The organism is Pseudomonas sp. RP-B7, assembly GCF_059803535.1.
Genome location: NZ_JAPFHC010000023.1, coordinates 1 through 15,688 on the forward strand (window position 1 = coordinate 1; position 15,688 = coordinate 15,688).

Below are 15,688 nucleotides of genomic sequence, written 5' to 3' on the forward strand. Positions count from 1 at the left end.
CCCTAAACCCAGACACCGCGATCTTCCTGAAACACCGCGGCGGCCGGTTTGGGGCGGCTTCGCCACCCAGCGCGGGGCAAGCCCGCTCACTACAAGGGCCATCAGCTGAAGTCAGAGGGTCTTCGCAGAAGCCGGATTGATCATCCGCGTCAGCCCCAGATTCTTCAGCGCCAACTGCAGCGAGCTGTGGATAACTTGCGGGTTGTCGATGGTCATCAATTCCGCCAGCAGCTCCTTGGCCATGCCCAGATCCACCTGGCGCAGCATCCACTTCACCTTTGGCAGGTTGGTGGCGTTCATCGACAGGCTGTCAAAGCCCATCGCCATCAACAGCACTGCCGCCGCCGGGTCACCGGCCATTTCGCCGCAGATACTCACCGGCTTGCCTTCGGCATGGGCGTCGCGCACCACATGTTGCAGGGCTTGCAGCACCGCCGGGTGCAGGTAGTCGTAGAGGTCGGCCACCCGTGGGTTGTTACGGTCCACGGCGAGCAGGTATTGGGTCAGGTCGTTGGAACCCACCGACAGGAAGTCCACCTGCCGCGCCAGCTCCTTGGCCTGGTACACCGCCGCCGGGATTTCGATCATCACGCCAATCGGCGGCATCGGTACGTCGGCGCCTTCGTCGCGCACTTCGCCCCAGGCACGGTGGATCAGGTGCAGCGCCTCTTCCAGCTCATGGGTGCCGGAGATCATCGGCAACAGGATGCGCAGGTTGTTCAGGCCTTCGCTGGCCTTGAGCATGGCGCGGGTCTGGACGAGGAAAATTTCAGGATGGTCGAGCGTGACACGAATCCCACGCCAGCCGAGGAAGGGGTTGTCTTCCTTGATCGGGAAATACGACAGTGACTTGTCGCCGCCAATGTCCAGGCTGCGCATGGTCACCGGCAACGGGTGGAAGGCCTGCAATTGCTCGCGATAAATCGCCAGCTGCTCCTTCTCGCTCGGGAAACGCTGGTTGATCATGAACGGCACTTCGGTGCGGTACAGCCCCACCCCTTCGGCGCCACGCTGTTGCGCGCGGGCCACATCGGCCAGCAGGCCAGTGTTGACCAGCAGCGGCACGCGATGGCCGTCGGTGGTCACGCACGGCAGTTCGCGCAAGGAATCGAGGCCCAGCGCCAGTTGTTTCTCTTCTTCAACCACCTCGGCGTATTGCTTGCGCAGCACTTCGCCGGGGTTGGTGAACACCTCGCCGCGATGGCCATCGACAATCATGTCGATGCCGTCGACCTTGGCATACGGCAGGTCCACCAGGCCCATCACCGTCGGGATGCCCATGGCCCGGGCCAGGATCGCGACGTGGGAGTTGCCCGAACCGAGTACCGAGACCAGGCCCACCAGCTTGCCTTCCGGCACTTCGCCCAGTTGGGTCGCGGTCAGTTCTTCACTGACCAGGATGGTCTTGTCGGGGAAGACCATATTGGTGGTGCGATCTTCCTGCAGGTACGCCAGCAGACGGCGACCGAGGTCGCGTACATCCGAGGCGCGCTCGCGCAGGTAGTCGTCGTCCATCATTTCGAAGCGGTTGACGTGATCGGTGACCACCTGGCGCAGCGCGCCCTGGGCCCACTGGCCGGTCTTGATCACGGTCTTGACTTCGTTACCCAGGGACGCGTCGTCGAGCATCATCTGGTACACGTCGAACAGCGCACGCTCTTCGGGGCGCAGCTGGGTGGCCAGCTTGTTCGACAGGTTGCGCATGTCGGCGCGCACGCCTTCGAGGGCGGTCTTGAACAGTTTGATTTCAGCGTCAATGTCGTTGACGGTCTTGTCCGGCACTACATCCAGGTCCGCCGGCGGCAGCATGACCACCGCCGTACCGACCGCCGCGCCCGGCGAACCCGGCACGCCGACGAACTTGGCTTCCTGGATGCCCTTGCCCTCACGGCCCAGGCCGCGAATCGAGCCAGTGGCCTCGGCGTGGGCGATTACCCCGGCGAGCTGCGCGCTCATGGTCACGAGGAAGGCTTCTTCACCTTCGTCGAACTGGCGGCGTTCTTTTTGCTGGATGACCAACACGCCGACGACGCGGCGGTGGTGAATGATCGGCGCGCCGAGGAACGAGGCGTAGCGCTCCTCGCCGGTTTCGGCAAAGTAGCGGTAACGCGGGTGATCAGCCGCGTTTTCGAGGTTCAGGGGTTCTTCACGCGTCCCCACCAGGCCCACCAGACCTTCATTGGGCGCCATGCTGACCTTACCGATGGAGCGCTTGTTCAAGCCCTCGGTGGCCATCAGCACAAAACGGTTGGTCTCGGGGTCCAGCAGGTAAACCGAGCAGACCTGGCTGCCCATGGCTTCCTTGACGCGCAACACAATAATCCCCAACGCCGCCTTGAGATCCTTGGCGGAGTTAACTTCCTGGACGATCTTGCGCAGCGTATTGAGCATGGCTCGGGGTCGAACTCCGTCGTCAGTCGCGCGCTAAAAGGCGCGGGGCAAGCTCTTTGAGAGCGCGACGATAAACCTCGCGCTTGAATGTCACCACCTGGCCCAACGGATACCAATAGCTGACCCAACGCCAGCCATCGAACTCCGGTTTACCGGTCAAATCCATCCGCACCCGCTGCTCGTTGGAGATCAGGCGCAGGAGAAACCATTTCTGCTTCTGGCCGATACACAGCGGTTGGCTGTGGGTACGCACCAGGCGTTGCGGCAAACGATAACGCAACCAGCCACGGGTACAGGCCAGAATCTGCACATCTTCGCGCTCAAGGCCGACTTCTTCGTTCAACTCACGGTACAAGGCGTCTTCAGGGGTTTCGTCGGGGTTGATTCCACCTTGAGGAAACTGCCAGGCATCTTGGTTGATTCGGCGAGCCCATAGCACCTGTCCGGCATCATTCGTAAGAATAATCCCGACATTAGGACGGAAACCATCGGGGTCGATCACGGCAACAACCTCGCAAACGCATGTCGCCGCATTGTTCCACAAAGGTTGTTGCAGCGGCAACGAGGCTTCTTAGCTTATGTGCACTCTTGTGAAAAGACCGTATTCTGGACGCCTTTTTACAGACATTTCAGCGAGTAACTGCAATGCGCCTGGCTTTATTCGACTTGGACAACACCCTTCTCGGCGGCGACAGCGATCACGCCTGGGGCGATTATCTCTGTGAACGCGGGATTCTCGACCCGATCGCCTACAAGGCCCGCAACGACGAGTTCTACCAGGATTACCTGGCCGGCAAGCTGGACAACGCCGCCTACCTGAACTTCAGCCTGGAAATCCTCGGCCGTACCGAGATGGCCCAACTCGACGAGTGGCACCGCGATTTCATGCGCGACTGCGTCGAGCCACTGATGCTGCCCGGCGCCGTGGAACTGCTGGCCAAGCACCGCGCCGCCGGCGACACGCTGGTGATCATCACCGCCACCAACCGTTTCGTCACCGCGCCGATTGCCGCACGCCTGGGCGTGGAAACCCTGATTGCCACCGAATGCGAGATGGAAGATGGCCGCTACACCGGGCGCAGCACCGATGTGCCGTGCTTCCGGGAAGGCAAGGTGACGCGTTTGAATCGGTGGTTGGAAGAAACCGGATTCAGCCTGGAAGGCAGCTATTTCTATAGCGATTCGATGAATGACCTGCCGTTGCTGGAGCAAGTGACGCACGCGGTGGCGGTGGATCCGGACCCGAATTTGCGGGCTGAGGCTGAGAAGCGCGGGTGGCCGGTGATTACGCTGCGTAGCTGATAGCCCCTTCGCGAGCAAGCCCGCTCCCACATTTTGACCGTATTCTCATGTTGGAACTCGGTCGAGTGTGGGAGCGGGCTTGCTCGCGAATGCAGGCGACTCGGTCTTGCGCCTTAAACCGGCTTAGCGCCCATGAGCCCCGCAATCGCCACGAACCCCACCAGGCTGACCACCGCCAGCACCAGGGTGAAATTCAGGCTGCCGCCCTCGCCTTTACGCAGGCGATTAAGCCGCGCCACCAGCCAGAACCAGGCCAGCGCCGCTACGGTATAGAGGATGCTGGAGCCCAGGATCCAGGTCTGCCCCAGCGGCCAGCCGACCAAATGCACCAGCCACCAGCCGGTGAACGGCATGCTGACTACGCAGATCCCCATCAGCAACCAGACGAAGGCCCACGGCCGCTGCACGGTGACCGCCGGGCCGGCACTGCGTTTGCGCCAGGCCAACAGCGCCAGGCCGAGGCCGCTGAGCAGCAGCAACACGGTGGCCGCGATGTGGATAACTTTCAGGGTGATCAGGGTTTGCATATCTCGAATCTCTCAAAGGCCGCCCCAATCAGCGTAGTCGCTCAACCGAGGAACAGTTTGTAGGCCGGGTTATCGCTTTCATCCCAGTACGGGTAGCCGATGGCTTCCAGGGCTGCCGGTACCAGGTGACGCTCGTTCGCCGGCACTTGCAGGCCTGCGACCACACGGCCGTCAGCTGCGCCGTGGTTGCGATAGTGGAACATCGAGATGTTCCAGCGCCCGCCTAATTTGTTAAGAAAGTTGAACAAGGCTCCCGGGCGCTCCGGGAATTCGAAGCGAAACACCACTTCATTGCTGACGTGCGCCGCATGCCCGCCGACCATATGGCGGATGTGCAACTTGGCCAGTTCGTTCTCGGTCAGGTCCAGCACCGGGAAACCCTGGCCGGTAAGGCTGGCGATCAAGGCACTGCGCGGGTCGTTTTCCGGGTGGGTCTGCACACCGACAAAGATGTGCGCCTCGCTGCCAGAGTGGAAGCGGTAGTTGAATTCGGTGATCTGGCGCTTGCCCACGGCCTCGCAGAACGCCTTGAAGCTGCCCGGCTTCTCGGGGATGGTCACGGCGATAATCGCTTCACGGCCTTCGCCCAGCTCGGCGCGCTCGGCTACGTGGCGCAGGCGGTCGAAGTTGACGTTGGCACCGGAGTCGATGGCCACCAGGGTTTGCCCGGTGACGCCACGGGTCTCGACGTACTTCTTGATGCCCGCCACACCCAGCGCGCCTGCCGGCTCGGTGATGGAACGGGTGTCGTCGTAGATGTCCTTGATCGCCGCACAGATTTCATCGGTGCTCACGGTGATCACTTCATCCACATAGTCCTTGCAGATGTCGAAGGTGTGCTGGCCGATCTGCGCCACCGCCACGCCATCGGCAAATAGCCCGACGGTCGGCAGTACCACGCGCTCACCTGCGGCCAGCGCGGCTTGCAGGCAGTTGGAGTCGTCCGGCTCAACGCCGATGACCTTGATGTCCGGCCGCAGGTATTTCACGTACGCCGCGATACCGGCGATCAGCCCGCCGCCGCCCACGGGTACGAAGATCGCGTCCAACGGCCCCGGGTGCTGGCGCAGGATTTCCATCGCCACGGTGCCCTGCCCGGCAATGGTGTGCGGATCATCGTAGGGGTGAATGTAGACGTAGCCCTTTTCGTCGACCAGTTTCAGCGAGTAGGCCAGGGCTTCCGGGAAGGAATCACCGTGCAACACCACCTTGCCACCACGGGAGCGCACACCTTCAACCTTGATCTCGGGGGTGGTCTTGGGCATCACGATGGTGGCCTTGACCCCCAGCACCTTGGCGGCCAGGGCCAGGCCCTGGGCATGGTTGCCCGCCGAGGCCGTGACCACACCGCGCGCACGCTCCTCGCTGCTCAATTGGGTCAGCTTGTTGTAGGCGCCGCGAATCTTGAACGAGAACACCGGCTGCAAGTCTTCACGCTTGAGCCAGACCTTGTTGCCCAGCCGCTCGGAGAGCTGGCGGGCGGTCTGCAGCGGGGTTTCTACGGCAACGTCGTAGACGCGGGAGGTGAGGATCTTTTTGACGTACTGTTCAAGCATCGGCGGGCATCTACTTTCACGGTTTGGCAGGGCCAAGGAGTCTAACCCGGCTTTTGGCCGGGCGACCACACGAATCCAGAGGTTTTGTTGGGTTATACTCGCGCCCCTCGATAACTCCCCCGCCCGTTCCGGAGCCCGCATGACCCAGGATCAACTCAAACAGGCAGTGGCCCAAGCCGCTGTCGATTTAATCCTTCCCAAACTCGACGACAAGAGCATCGTCGGTGTCGGCACCGGCTCCACCGCCAACTGCTTTATCGATGCGCTGGCCCAGCACAAGGGCGCATTCGACGGCGCCGTGGCCAGCTCCGAAGCCACCGCTGCACGCCTCAAGGGCCATGGCATTCCGGTGTACGAGCTCAACACCGTGAGCGACCTGGAGTTCTACGTCGATGGCGCCGATGAAAGCGACGCGCACCTGAACCTGATCAAAGGCGGCGGCGCAGCCCTGACCCGCGAGAAGATCGTCGCGGCCGTGGCCAAGACCTTCATCTGCATCGCCGACGCCAGCAAGCTGGTACCGGTGCTCGGCGCGTTCCCGCTGCCGGTGGAAGTGATCCCGATGGCCCGCAGCCACGTGGCCCGCGAGCTGGTAAAACTGGGCGGCGACCCGGTTTACCGTGAGGGCGTGTTGACCGATAACGGCAACATCATCCTGGATGTGTTCAATATGCAGATCACCAACCCGGTGGAGCTGGAAACCCAGATCAATGCCATCGTCGGCGTGGTCACCAATGGTTTGTTCGCTGCGCGCCCGGCTGATGTACTGCTGCTGGGCACCGCTGAAGGTGTGAAAACCCTCAAGGCCTAAGGCTCACTGCCTCGCTTTATGTGGGAGCCAGCTCCCACATTTGATCCCCTCGCTCACAGCACCCATGTAACAAAAACGCTACTTTTCGCAGCCCCCCTCGCCAAAATCGTGCGCCACGTCACGACACTCAACACCGCCACTGGTATCAAATCCGTTACAAATTACAGCCAGGCGACTCACCCGTTTAACAATGCGCCAAATCACAATCGCCCAGGGAATGAGGCGCACATTGTGCAAAGGTCTGGGCTTGAACATCCCCATCACCTCAAGGAAGACCTTGTGATAAAGCCCCTAGCCCTTGCTATCAGCGCGGCCTGCGCCCTGCTGCCGACCCACCTCCTGGCCTACGACTACGGCGAGCACGCCAACACCACCCTGGAAAAACTGATCAACGACTACCCCGGCCGTTATCGCGGCACGGCCAACTTCGCCGGGGCCGCCGATTGGATGCAGAGCCAGATGGGCACGGCCTACAGCATCAGCCGCCAGGACTTCACCTGGAACAACGGCAGTCGCGCGTCGCAAAACGTGGTGGCCTACGCCGCCGGCACCAAACCGCAGTACGTGGTGATTGGCGCACACTTCGACACCTTCTTCGGCCGCCCGACCCTGCAAGGCCTGGACGACAACGGCTCCGGCGCCAGCGTGCTGACGGAAGTGGCGAAGAACCTTAGCGGCCTGCAACTGGAAAACGGCTTGCAGATCGTCGGCTTTGGCGCCGAAGAGGAAGGCCTGCGCGGTTCGCGGGCGTTTGTCGCGTCGCTGAGCGCCAGCCAGCGCGCGAACATGCTGGCGATGATCAACCTCGACAGCCTGATCACCGGCGACATGATGTACGCCCACGCCGGCCAGAACAGCACCGCCAACCCGGCCTTGGCGTCGTTGCGCGAGCACACCTTTGAGATCGCCAAGGAATTGAACATCCCGCTGTTCACCAACCCCGGCCTGGACCCGCAATACCCCAAAGGCACCGGCTGCTGCAGCGATGGCGAGCCCTTCGAACCGCTGAACATCCCGATTCTGTATATAGAAGCCACCAACTGGGAACTGGGCGACCTCGACGGTTACACCCAGACCGACAACCCGAAGATCCCCGGCGGCTCGACCTGGCACGACCCCGCCGAAGACAACAAGGCCGTGCTCACCGACGCCTTCGGCCAGGCGCGCATCGATCAACGCCTGCGCGACTATTCGCGCCTGCTCAGCCGCCTCGTGCTGGAGTTGACCAACGCCGACCTGATGGCCTCCACCGCCTCGGGCGGCGCCGTTGCGCGCAATATGCAGGACAACCTGCAACGCCAGCACCAGGCCATGGTGCGCCTGCATGACCGGCGCTGGCTGACCTTGCAGTCGGCCAGCCGCGAGGTTGGCAGCTTTGATGGCGAGATCGGCGTGGACGGCGAATACAACCCGGACAGCGGCTTCGATACTGCCCCCAACCCCGAAGCGCGACGCGTGGGCCTGCATGCGCTGGGCGACTATCAACTGACCCCGAGCCTGAACATCGGCGCCAGCCTAAGCTACCTCAACGGCCGTGACACGCTTGAGCACCGTGGCAAACTCGACAGCGACACTTGGCAAGCCGCGGCCTATGCGCTGCTCAACGATGGCGGGCCGAGCTGGCTGGCCGGCGACCTGAGCATCGGCCACAGCCGCTTCGAGTCCAAGCGCAACCTGCTGATCCAGGCGAATGGCGGGCCGATCCTGCTCAACCAGCAATTGACCGGCAACACCGACGCCCTGACCCTGGGCGCGCGCGTGCTGGGTGGCTATGACTTTGACTTCGGCGCCATCAAGAGCGGGCCTTTTGCAGGCCTGGACTACAGCCACTCGCGTATCGATAAATTCCGCGAAAAGCAGGACCTGCGCACGGCCCTGACCTACGAGGAACAGTCTTTCGACTCCCTGGAAGCCAGCCTCGGCTGGCGCGTGCGAGGCGCTGTCGCCCTGCCCTACGGCCTCAACCTGCTGCCTTACGGCGACATCGCTTGGGTCAAGGAGATGGCTGACGGCCGCCTGGACGACCTGCAACTGACCGCCCGCGCCGACGGCCAGGCGCGCACCGCCAAGCTGGGTTCAGCGGACAAGAGCTTTGGTCGCGCGCAAGTCGGCAGCCAATTGGCGATCACCCCGCAGCTGGGAGTATTTGCCGAGGTCAACGGCCGCCTGGGCCACAGCGAAGGCAGCCAGACCGGCTACTCGCTGGGGGTGCAATGGATGTTCTGATCAGGGCTTCTTGAACACGTAGAACAGGTTGGGCTCACTGGTCAGGTACAACGTACCGTCATCGTCCATGGCGATCCCTTCGGCCTGAGGCACGCGTTTTTTCAGGCCATGGCGCCCGTTGAGCAGCGACAAACTGCTCAACGGGCGACCGTCGACATCCAGCTCCAACACCAGAAACGACTCATCAGACAGCGCCAGCAAATGGCCGCTGCGCTCATCGTATTGCAGGCTCGACAGGTCACGCACAAACAGCCCGGCATCGCGCTTGGGGTTGTTGATCACATGCACCGAGTAGGTTTTTTCCGGCTTGAAATGGGGAAAGCCGTGAATCTCGTAGATCAGCATCGGGTCGCGCTCCTTGGCCACGAACAGACGCTTGCCCAGCGAGTCATAGGCCAGCCCTTCAAAGCCCTTGTTGCCACCCATGTGCAGGCCCAGGACCATTTGCTCGGCGTCGGCGGCATCGAGAAACTGCGTGTCGTCATCCACATGCACCTTGATCAGCCGCTGCTGGCGCTCGTCGCTGATGACGTAGATGCTCTCGCTGATGAATTCCACCGCCTCGGCATCCCCAAACCCCACCAGGGGGATGCGCCGCAGGATCTTGCCTTCCAGCGACAGTTCGATCAGCTCCGGGTTTCTATTGGTGACAGTAAACAGGCTCTTGCGCACCGGGTCGTAAGTCAGGGCCGACACATCACTGTCCAGGCCTTCGATGACCTGGGCCTCAAGGGTCACACGGTAATCGGCCAGACCGATGGAATGCTCATTGGCCGGCTGGCGCCACGCCAGGAAGTTGAACCAGCCACGCTCGAACAGGCGAAATTCTTGCGCAACCACTGCAGCGCTGATCAGGGCGATCAGCGCAAGTAGCAGGAGGATAGGTGTGGGGCGGACAAGTCGGCGCATCGGGCGGGCTCAAAGTCAAAGGTGGCGCATGAATATCACGCCCGTCTGAATTTAAACTTAAACGCGCCCTGGTGTCTGGTGGATGCCGTTCTTAGAGAACTATCCGACGTAACCGAGGTGCTATTTGTGCTTTTCGAAGCGATAGAACAGGTTCGGCTCGCTGACCATGTACAGGTTGCCGTCCTCGTCCATGGTCACCCCTTCCGCACGTGGAATGGTGTCTTTGAGCCCATTGAAACCGCCAAGCAGGGTCATGAAGCTGACTTGCTCGCCCTTTTCATCCAGCTCCAGCAGCAGGTGGGAATCGGCCGAAAGCACCAGCCAGTGACCGGTGCGTGGGTCCACGGCCAGGGCCGAGAGGTTGCGCATGTCCAATTCGGTGCTACTCAGTTTTTGCTTGTCGCCAGCCAGGGTCTGGCTGCCGTCGCTTTTCCAGGTGAACAGCGCAGGCGGGCGTTCTTCGCCAAGGATGATCTGCTGGTTGCGCTTGTCCCAGGTGACGCCCTCAAAGGCTTTGTTCTGGTTCTTCGACGGGCCCAGGTCGTAGCTGTGGAAGTCGGCCTTGTTCAGCTGGGTCGTGCCGGCGTCGACCTTGACGATGGTCAAGGTGTGGTCACGCTCGTCGACCACGGCCAGCAGGTCGTTTTCCAGCACCGTCACGCCTTCCGGGTTGCTCCAGCCGTTGAGTGGCATCTTGCGCAGCACATCGCCTTGCAGGGTCAGTTCAACCAGGAACGGGTTTTTGCCCATGACGGAAAACAGGGTTTTGGTGCGGGGGTTGTAGGAGACGTCCGAAGCCTCATCCTTCTCCATGCCTGGCAAAAGTTTGCCATCGATCACCACCTGATAATCCGGCAGCCACACGCTCTGCTGGCGTTCGGCAGGGTTCTCGAAGCGTTCCTTGACCCACAGCATGCCGCGATCATCCCAGTGCATCGCCCAGGCGAGGCCATAGGTAATCACGCCGACCAATAGCAGCCAGGAATACCAGCGCAGGGCAAAACGCGAACGCGGCTTGGAGGTACTGCTGGGCAGGGTAACGGCCATGGGGGCGCTTTTTCCGGAAAGTCAGCGTTAGGTGATAGCACAGGATCTAGAAGCCCGCGCGCAAGAGGCTGAGGATTATCCGGATGGCGTGTGAAAAAAATGCAAAGAACTGGATTTTGCGGGCACACACAAAACCAATGTGGGAATGGGCTTGTGTGGGAGCGGGCTTGCTCGCGAAAGCGGTGTGTCAGTCAAAGATGTTCCAACTGAACCACCGTATTCGCGAGCAAGCCCGCTCCCACATTTTTAATCGCGTTTCGTCAGTACCTAGCGAACCACGCTTTCGAAGCGATTCACACCCGACAACTCCAGCACCAGCTCATCGCCCACATTCAGCGGGCCCACGCCGGCCGGGGTGCCGGTGAGGATCACGTCGCCAGCCTGCAGCGAGAAGCAGCCCGCCATGTACTGGATCATCGGCACGATCGGGTTGAGCATGATTGCGCTGTTGCCGTCCTGGCGCACTTCGCCATTGATGGTCAGGCGGATGCCGATGTCGGTCAGGTCAGGGAAGGTGCTGCTCACCACGAACGGCGCGATCACTGCCGCGCCGTCGAAGGACTTGGCGATTTCCCACGGCAGGCCCTTGGCTTTCAGCTCGGCCTGCTTGTCGCGCAGGGTCAGGTCCAGCGCCGGGGCGAAACCAGAGATCGCGTCCAGCACTTCTTCGCGACTGGGCTTGGTCGACAGTGGTTTGCCGATCAACACTGCGATTTCCGCTTCGTAGTGCACCGAACCGCGCTCGGTAGGGATGGCAAACCCTCCTTCCAACGCCACCACGCAGCTGCCTGGCTTGATGAACAGCAACGGCTCGGTTGGCACCGGATTATCCAGTTCCTTGGCATGTTCGGCGTAGTTACGCCCAATGCACACCACTTTCCCTACCGGAAAGTGGATGTTGGTGCCGTCGACATACTTGTGCTGGTAGCTCATGGAACGACTCCTTCAGGGGCGATTAAACAGCGAAGATCTTGCCAGGGTTCATGATCCCGTTCGGGTCGAACACCGCTTTGACGGCTTTCATGTATTCGATCTCGACTGGCGAACGGCTGTAGGTCAGGTAATCGCGCTTGGTCATGCCCACTCCGTGTTCGGCGGAGATCGAACCGTTGTACTTCTCGACGGTTTCGAACACCCACTTGTTAACAGTGGCGCACTTGGCGAAGAACTCATCCTTGCTCAGGTTTTCCGGCTTGAGGATGTTCAGGTGCAGGTTGCCGTCGCCGATGTGGCCGAACCAGACGATTTCGAAGTCCGGGTAGTGTTCGCCGACGATCGCGTCGATTTCCTTCAAGAACGCCGGCACTTTCGACACGGTTACCGAGATGTCGTTCTTGTACGGAGTCCAGTGGGAAATGGTCTCGGAGATGTACTCGCGCAGTTTCCACAGGTTGTGCAGTTGGGTTTCGCTCTGGCTCATCACGCCGTCCAGCACCCAGCCCTGCTCCACGCAGTGTTCGAAGGTTTCCAGCGCGTGGTTGGCAACTTCTTCGGTGGTCGCTTCGAATTCCAGCAGCGCGTAGAACGGGCACTCGGTTTCGAACGGTGCCGGCACGTCGCCACGGCCGAGGACTTTGGCCAGGGCCTTGTCGGAGAAAAACTCAAAGGCTGTCAGGTCAAGCTTGCTTTGGAACGCGTGCAGCACCGGCATGATCGAGTCGAAATCAGTCGTGCCCAACACCATGGCGGTAAGGTTTTTCGGCGCACGGTCCAGGCGCATGGTGGCTTCGACCACAAAACCCAACGTCCCTTCGGCGCCGATGAACAGCTGGCGCATGTCGTAGCCGGTGGCGTTCTTGATCAGATCGCGGTTCAGCTCCAGTACGTCGCCCTTGCCGGTGACGACCTTCATGCCGGCCACCCAGTTGCGGGTCATGCCGTAGCGAATCACCTTGATCCCGCCGGCATTGGTGCCGATATTGCCGCCAATCTGGCTGGAACCGGAGGATGCGAAGTCCACCGGGTAGTACAGGCCGTTTTCTTCGGCAACGTTCTGCAGTTGCTTGGTGACCACGCCCGGCTGGCACACGGCGGTGCGGTCGGTGAGGTTCACGTCGAGGATCTGGTTCATATAGTCGAAGGACACGACCACTTCACCATTCGCCGCCACGGCAGCGGCCGACAGGCCTGTACGACCACCGGATGGCACCAGCGCGACCTTATGGTTATTGGCCCAACGCACGATGGCCTGGACCTGCTCGATGGTCTTGGGGAAGACAATGGCGGTCGGCGCGGGTGCGAAGTGCTTGGTCCAATCCTTGCCGTAAGCCTCCAGGGAGTCTGCATCGGTCAGCACTTTGCCAGGCTCAACCAGGGTCTTTAGCTCATCAATCAGGGCAGGATGGGTCATCGACAGAACTCTCGAACAATTCATGGTCATCCTGAGAACGCTTCACGTCGCAGGAATGAGTGTTTGCGGGGCGCGTATGCTAGCATACCGCCCCCGCAGGACAGAGCCCAAGGGCGTTTCTGCGGTGACGGCTTTCCTGCCGTCCGGGTCAGCTTAAGCGATCCGATTCCCTGCCATTTTTCTCCGGGATACAGGTTTACGCAGATGAGCAAGACTTCTCTCGATAAGAGCAAGATCAAGTTCCTTCTTCTGGAAGGCGTCCACCCATCGGCTGTCGACGTTCTGAAAGCCGCCGGGTACACCAGCATTGAGTACATCACCAGTTCTCTGCCGGAAGCCCAGCTCAAGGAAAAGATCGCCGACGCGCACTTCATCGGCATTCGCTCCCGCACTCAGCTGACCGAAGAAATCTTCGATCACGCCAAGAAACTCGTGGCGGTCGGCTGTTTCTGCATCGGCACCAACCAGGTCGACCTCAACGCAGCGCGCGAGCGCGGCATCGCGGTGTTCAACGCACCGTACTCCAACACCCGTTCCGTGGCGGAGCTGGTGCTGGCCGAGGCGATCCTGCTGTTGCGCGGCATTCCTGAGAAGAACGCTTCCTGCCACCGTGGCGGCTGGATCAAGAGCGCAGCCAACTCCTTCGAAATCCGCGGCAAGAAGCTGGGCATCATCGGTTACGGCTCGATCGGTACTCAACTGTCGGTCCTGGCCGAAGGCCTGGGCATGCAGGTGTTCTTCTACGACACCCTGACCAAGCTGCCATTGGGCAACGCCACCCAAGTGGCCAGCCTGACCGAACTGCTGGGCATGTCCGACATCGTGACCCTGCACGTTCCGGAAACCGCTGAGACCCAGTGGATGATCGGCGAGAAGGAAATCCGCGCCATCAAGAAAGGCGGCATCCTGATCAACGCTGCACGCGGCACCGTGGTCGAGCTGGACGCCTTGGCCGACGCGATCAAGGACAAGCACCTGATCGGCGCCGCCATCGACGTGTTCCCGGTGGAGCCACGCTCCAACGACGACATCTTCGAAAGCCCGCTGCGTGGCCTGGACAACGTGATCCTGACCCCGCACATCGGCGGTTCCACTGCCGAAGCCCAAGCCAACATCGGCCTGGAAGTGTCGGAGAAGCTGGTCAAGTACAGCGACAACGGTACGTCGGTATCCTCGGTGAACTTCCCGGAGGTGGCCCTGCCGGCTCACCCTGGCAAGCACCGTCTGCTGCACATCCACCAGAACATCCCTGGCGTGATGATGGAGATCAACAAGGTCTTCGCGGAAAACGGCATCAACATCTCCGGTCAATTCCTGCAGACCAACGAAAAGGTCGGCTACGTGGTGATCGACGTCGACGCCGAGTACTCGGACCTGGCGCAAGAGAAACTGCAGCACATCAACGGCACTATCCGTAGCCGCGTGTTGTTCTAAGGTTTCAACCGCACCATGAAAAAGGGAGCCCCTCGGGGCTCCCTTTTTTGCATCTGAACAAATCTTACTTGACGTTAACCGTGATCACTTTCGAGGCTACAGTGGGCTCGAACTGGCGGTGTACGTTGTCGCCGGCCACCAGTTGCAGCGTGTGTTTGCCCGGGGTCAGGGTCAGTTCGGTTTCGGTTTGTGCCTTGCCGAAGTGGATCGAGGTGGCATCGGCTGGAATGGCTTCGTCGGCTTTGAGCGACTGCACGTCCCGGTCGACCAACAGGTGATGGTGGCCGGCGCCCTGCACTTGCTTGTCGATCGGCTCCAGGTCCAGGCCCTTGACGCCGAATTTGACGGTGAAGGTTTTGTCGACCGTCGCGCCGTCTTTGGGCGAGACGATAAACACCTCGGCACCCTTCGGTGCAGGGGTACGAGGCACATCGGCGGCATTGGCCAACATCGAGGCACCCAGCAACAGGCTGGCAATCGTTGCACGGGACAAAAGGGCTTTCATTCGCTTCTCCAGTTTTTCCAGGAAATCTGTAGGGTTGTGACAACTTCGCGACAAATTGCTGTCCAAGGCACTCAACACCATAGCAAAGCGATGCTGAACGGCGCCTCGCACATAAAAAATTCTCTAGGAGTGACCATGCGCTTTTCGCCTGGCCTGTTACTGTTGCTGCCCCTCATGAGCCCGTTGGCTCACGCCGAACTGGTCGATGATGTGTTTGACCGTGGCGAACTGCGCATCGCCCTTGAAGCCAACACCCCGCCGTTCAACTTCAAGGAAGGCGACAAACTCACCGGTTTTGAAGTGGAACTCGGCGAGCAACTGGCCAAGGAGATGGACGTGCGCCCTTCGTTTATCACCACCGACGACGCCGATTTACTGCCAGGCGTGGAAACCGGCAAGTACGACGTGGCCATCAACCATATCGCTATGACTGCCGCCTTGCAGGATCGGTTCGATTTCAGTGAGGCGTATCGCGAGAAGCCTGAGCTGGCGATCCCGTTCCAGAAGGGCAACCCGGCGTTCAAGGCAAGTTTGGATAGCGCGCTGCAGCGGGTGAAGGCGGATGGGCGGTTGAAGGCGTTGGCGCAGAAGTGGCTGGAGAACGAGCCGCCGGTAGTCCAGCCACATTGA

General features: G+C 60.9%; 14 protein-coding genes. 5 read left to right on the plus strand and 9 right to left on the minus strand.

What is annotated here, in order from left to right:
* Nucleotides 1-111: 111 nt before the first annotated feature.
* Both ptsP and OPU96_RS19715 read right to left on the minus strand, forming a co-directional pair.
* Nucleotides 112-2,391 carry a phosphoenolpyruvate--protein phosphotransferase gene (ptsP, locus tag OPU96_RS19710; RefSeq protein WP_192297879.1) on the minus strand — a complete coding sequence of 760 codons (2,280 nt, stop codon included), beginning with the start codon at nucleotides 2,389-2,391 and terminating at the stop codon, nucleotides 112-114.
* 22 nt (nucleotides 2,392-2,413) lie between these two features.
* Nucleotides 2,414-2,893 carry an RNA pyrophosphohydrolase gene (locus OPU96_RS19715; RefSeq protein ID WP_003176750.1) on the minus strand — a complete coding sequence of 160 codons (480 nt, stop codon included), beginning with the start codon at nucleotides 2,891-2,893 and terminating at the stop codon, nucleotides 2,414-2,416.
* Between the two features lie 143 nt (nucleotides 2,894-3,036).
* Between OPU96_RS19715 and OPU96_RS19720 the strand changes: the two genes are divergently transcribed.
* Nucleotides 3,037-3,693 (plus strand): histidinol-phosphatase, encoded by a 657-nt coding sequence (locus OPU96_RS19720; RefSeq protein WP_226454592.1) that lies wholly within the window; start codon nucleotides 3,037-3,039, stop codon nucleotides 3,691-3,693.
* Nucleotides 3,694-3,806: 113 nt separating this feature from the next.
* Here OPU96_RS19720 and OPU96_RS19725 read toward each other — a convergent pair whose 3' ends face one another.
* Both OPU96_RS19725 and ilvA read right to left on the minus strand, forming a co-directional pair.
* Nucleotides 3,807-4,220, minus strand: a complete 414-nt coding sequence (locus OPU96_RS19725) for a DUF2269 family protein (protein WP_226454593.1) — start codon at nucleotides 4,218-4,220, stop codon at nucleotides 3,807-3,809.
* A gap of 41 nt (nucleotides 4,221-4,261) precedes the next feature.
* Nucleotides 4,262-5,776 (minus strand): threonine ammonia-lyase, biosynthetic, encoded by a 1,515-nt coding sequence (ilvA, locus tag OPU96_RS19730; protein WP_192297882.1) that lies wholly within the window; start codon nucleotides 5,774-5,776, stop codon nucleotides 4,262-4,264.
* Between the two features lie 139 nt (nucleotides 5,777-5,915).
* On the opposite strand from ilvA, the gene rpiA reads away from it, so the two are divergent.
* Nucleotides 5,916-6,587: a ribose-5-phosphate isomerase RpiA gene (gene rpiA, locus OPU96_RS19735; protein ID WP_017736692.1), complete on the plus strand. Its 672-nt coding sequence runs from the start codon at nucleotides 5,916-5,918 to the stop codon at nucleotides 6,585-6,587.
* A 279-nt stretch (nucleotides 6,588-6,866) separates the two neighbouring features.
* Nucleotides 6,867-8,813, plus strand: coding sequence for an autotransporter domain-containing protein (locus OPU96_RS19740; RefSeq protein WP_498559537.1), 1,947 nt, complete (start codon nucleotides 6,867-6,869; stop codon nucleotides 8,811-8,813).
* Here OPU96_RS19740 and OPU96_RS19745 read toward each other — a convergent pair whose 3' ends face one another.
* From OPU96_RS19745 to OPU96_RS19760, 4 genes are all read right to left on the minus strand, one after another.
* A complete protein-coding gene (locus tag OPU96_RS19745) occupies nucleotides 8,814-9,722 on the minus strand; it encodes an SdiA-regulated domain-containing protein (protein WP_192297884.1) in 909 nt (302 codons plus the stop codon).
* Nucleotides 9,723-9,842: 120 nt separating this feature from the next.
* Nucleotides 9,843-10,769: an SdiA-regulated domain-containing protein gene (locus tag OPU96_RS19750; RefSeq protein WP_498559538.1), complete on the minus strand. Its 927-nt coding sequence runs from the start codon at nucleotides 10,767-10,769 to the stop codon at nucleotides 9,843-9,845.
* Between the two features lie 267 nt (nucleotides 10,770-11,036).
* On the minus strand, nucleotides 11,037-11,702 hold the full coding sequence (locus tag OPU96_RS19755; RefSeq protein ID WP_226454597.1) for a fumarylacetoacetate hydrolase family protein: 666 nt from the start codon (nucleotides 11,700-11,702) through the stop codon (nucleotides 11,037-11,039).
* 22 nt (nucleotides 11,703-11,724) lie between these two features.
* Nucleotides 11,725-13,119, minus strand: coding sequence for a D-2-hydroxyglutarate dehydrogenase (locus OPU96_RS19760; RefSeq protein WP_192297887.1), 1,395 nt, complete (start codon nucleotides 13,117-13,119; stop codon nucleotides 11,725-11,727).
* Nucleotides 13,120-13,323: 204 nt separating this feature from the next.
* Here OPU96_RS19760 and serA point away from each other — a divergent pair, with 204 nt between their 5' ends.
* A complete protein-coding gene (gene serA / locus OPU96_RS19765; protein ID WP_192297888.1) occupies nucleotides 13,324-14,553 on the plus strand; it encodes a phosphoglycerate dehydrogenase in 1,230 nt (409 codons plus the stop codon).
* A 64-nt stretch (nucleotides 14,554-14,617) separates the two neighbouring features.
* Here serA and OPU96_RS19770 read toward each other — a convergent pair whose 3' ends face one another.
* Nucleotides 14,618-15,058: a DUF4399 domain-containing protein gene (locus OPU96_RS19770; RefSeq protein ID WP_192297889.1), complete on the minus strand. Its 441-nt coding sequence runs from the start codon at nucleotides 15,056-15,058 to the stop codon at nucleotides 14,618-14,620.
* Between the two features lie 135 nt (nucleotides 15,059-15,193).
* On the opposite strand from OPU96_RS19770, the gene OPU96_RS19775 reads away from it, so the two are divergent.
* Nucleotides 15,194-15,688 carry a transporter substrate-binding domain-containing protein gene (locus tag OPU96_RS19775; RefSeq protein ID WP_226454598.1) on the plus strand — a complete coding sequence of 165 codons (495 nt, stop codon included), beginning with the start codon at nucleotides 15,194-15,196 and terminating at the stop codon, nucleotides 15,686-15,688.

Coding starts and splice junctions, on each gene's coding strand:
- ptsP (WP_192297879.1), bottom strand. CDS start 2,391: ATGCTCAATACGCTGCGCAAGATCGTCCAGGAAGTTAACTCCGCCAAG.
- OPU96_RS19720 (WP_226454592.1), top strand. CDS start 3,037: ATGCGCCTGGCTTTATTCGACTTGGACAACACCCTTCTCGGCGGCGAC.
- OPU96_RS19725 (WP_226454593.1), bottom strand. CDS start 4,220: ATGCAAACCCTGATCACCCTGAAAGTTATCCACATCGCGGCCACCGTG.
- ilvA (WP_192297882.1), bottom strand. CDS start 5,776: ATGCTTGAACAGTACGTCAAAAAGATCCTCACCTCCCGCGTCTACGAC.
- rpiA (WP_017736692.1), top strand. CDS start 5,916: ATGACCCAGGATCAACTCAAACAGGCAGTGGCCCAAGCCGCTGTCGAT.
- OPU96_RS19745 (WP_192297884.1), bottom strand. CDS start 9,722: ATGCGCCGACTTGTCCGCCCCACACCTATCCTCCTGCTACTTGCGCTG.
- OPU96_RS19750 (WP_498559538.1), bottom strand. CDS start 10,769: ATGGCCGTTACCCTGCCCAGCAGTACCTCCAAGCCGCGTTCGCGTTTT.
- OPU96_RS19755 (WP_226454597.1), bottom strand. CDS start 11,702: ATGAGCTACCAGCACAAGTATGTCGACGGCACCAACATCCACTTTCCG.
- OPU96_RS19760 (WP_192297887.1), bottom strand. CDS start 13,119: ATGACCCATCCTGCCCTGATTGATGAGCTAAAGACCCTGGTTGAGCCT.
- serA (WP_192297888.1), top strand. CDS start 13,324: ATGAGCAAGACTTCTCTCGATAAGAGCAAGATCAAGTTCCTTCTTCTG.
- OPU96_RS19770 (WP_192297889.1), bottom strand. CDS start 15,058: ATGAAAGCCCTTTTGTCCCGTGCAACGATTGCCAGCCTGTTGCTGGGT.
- OPU96_RS19775 (WP_226454598.1), top strand. CDS start 15,194: ATGCGCTTTTCGCCTGGCCTGTTACTGTTGCTGCCCCTCATGAGCCCG.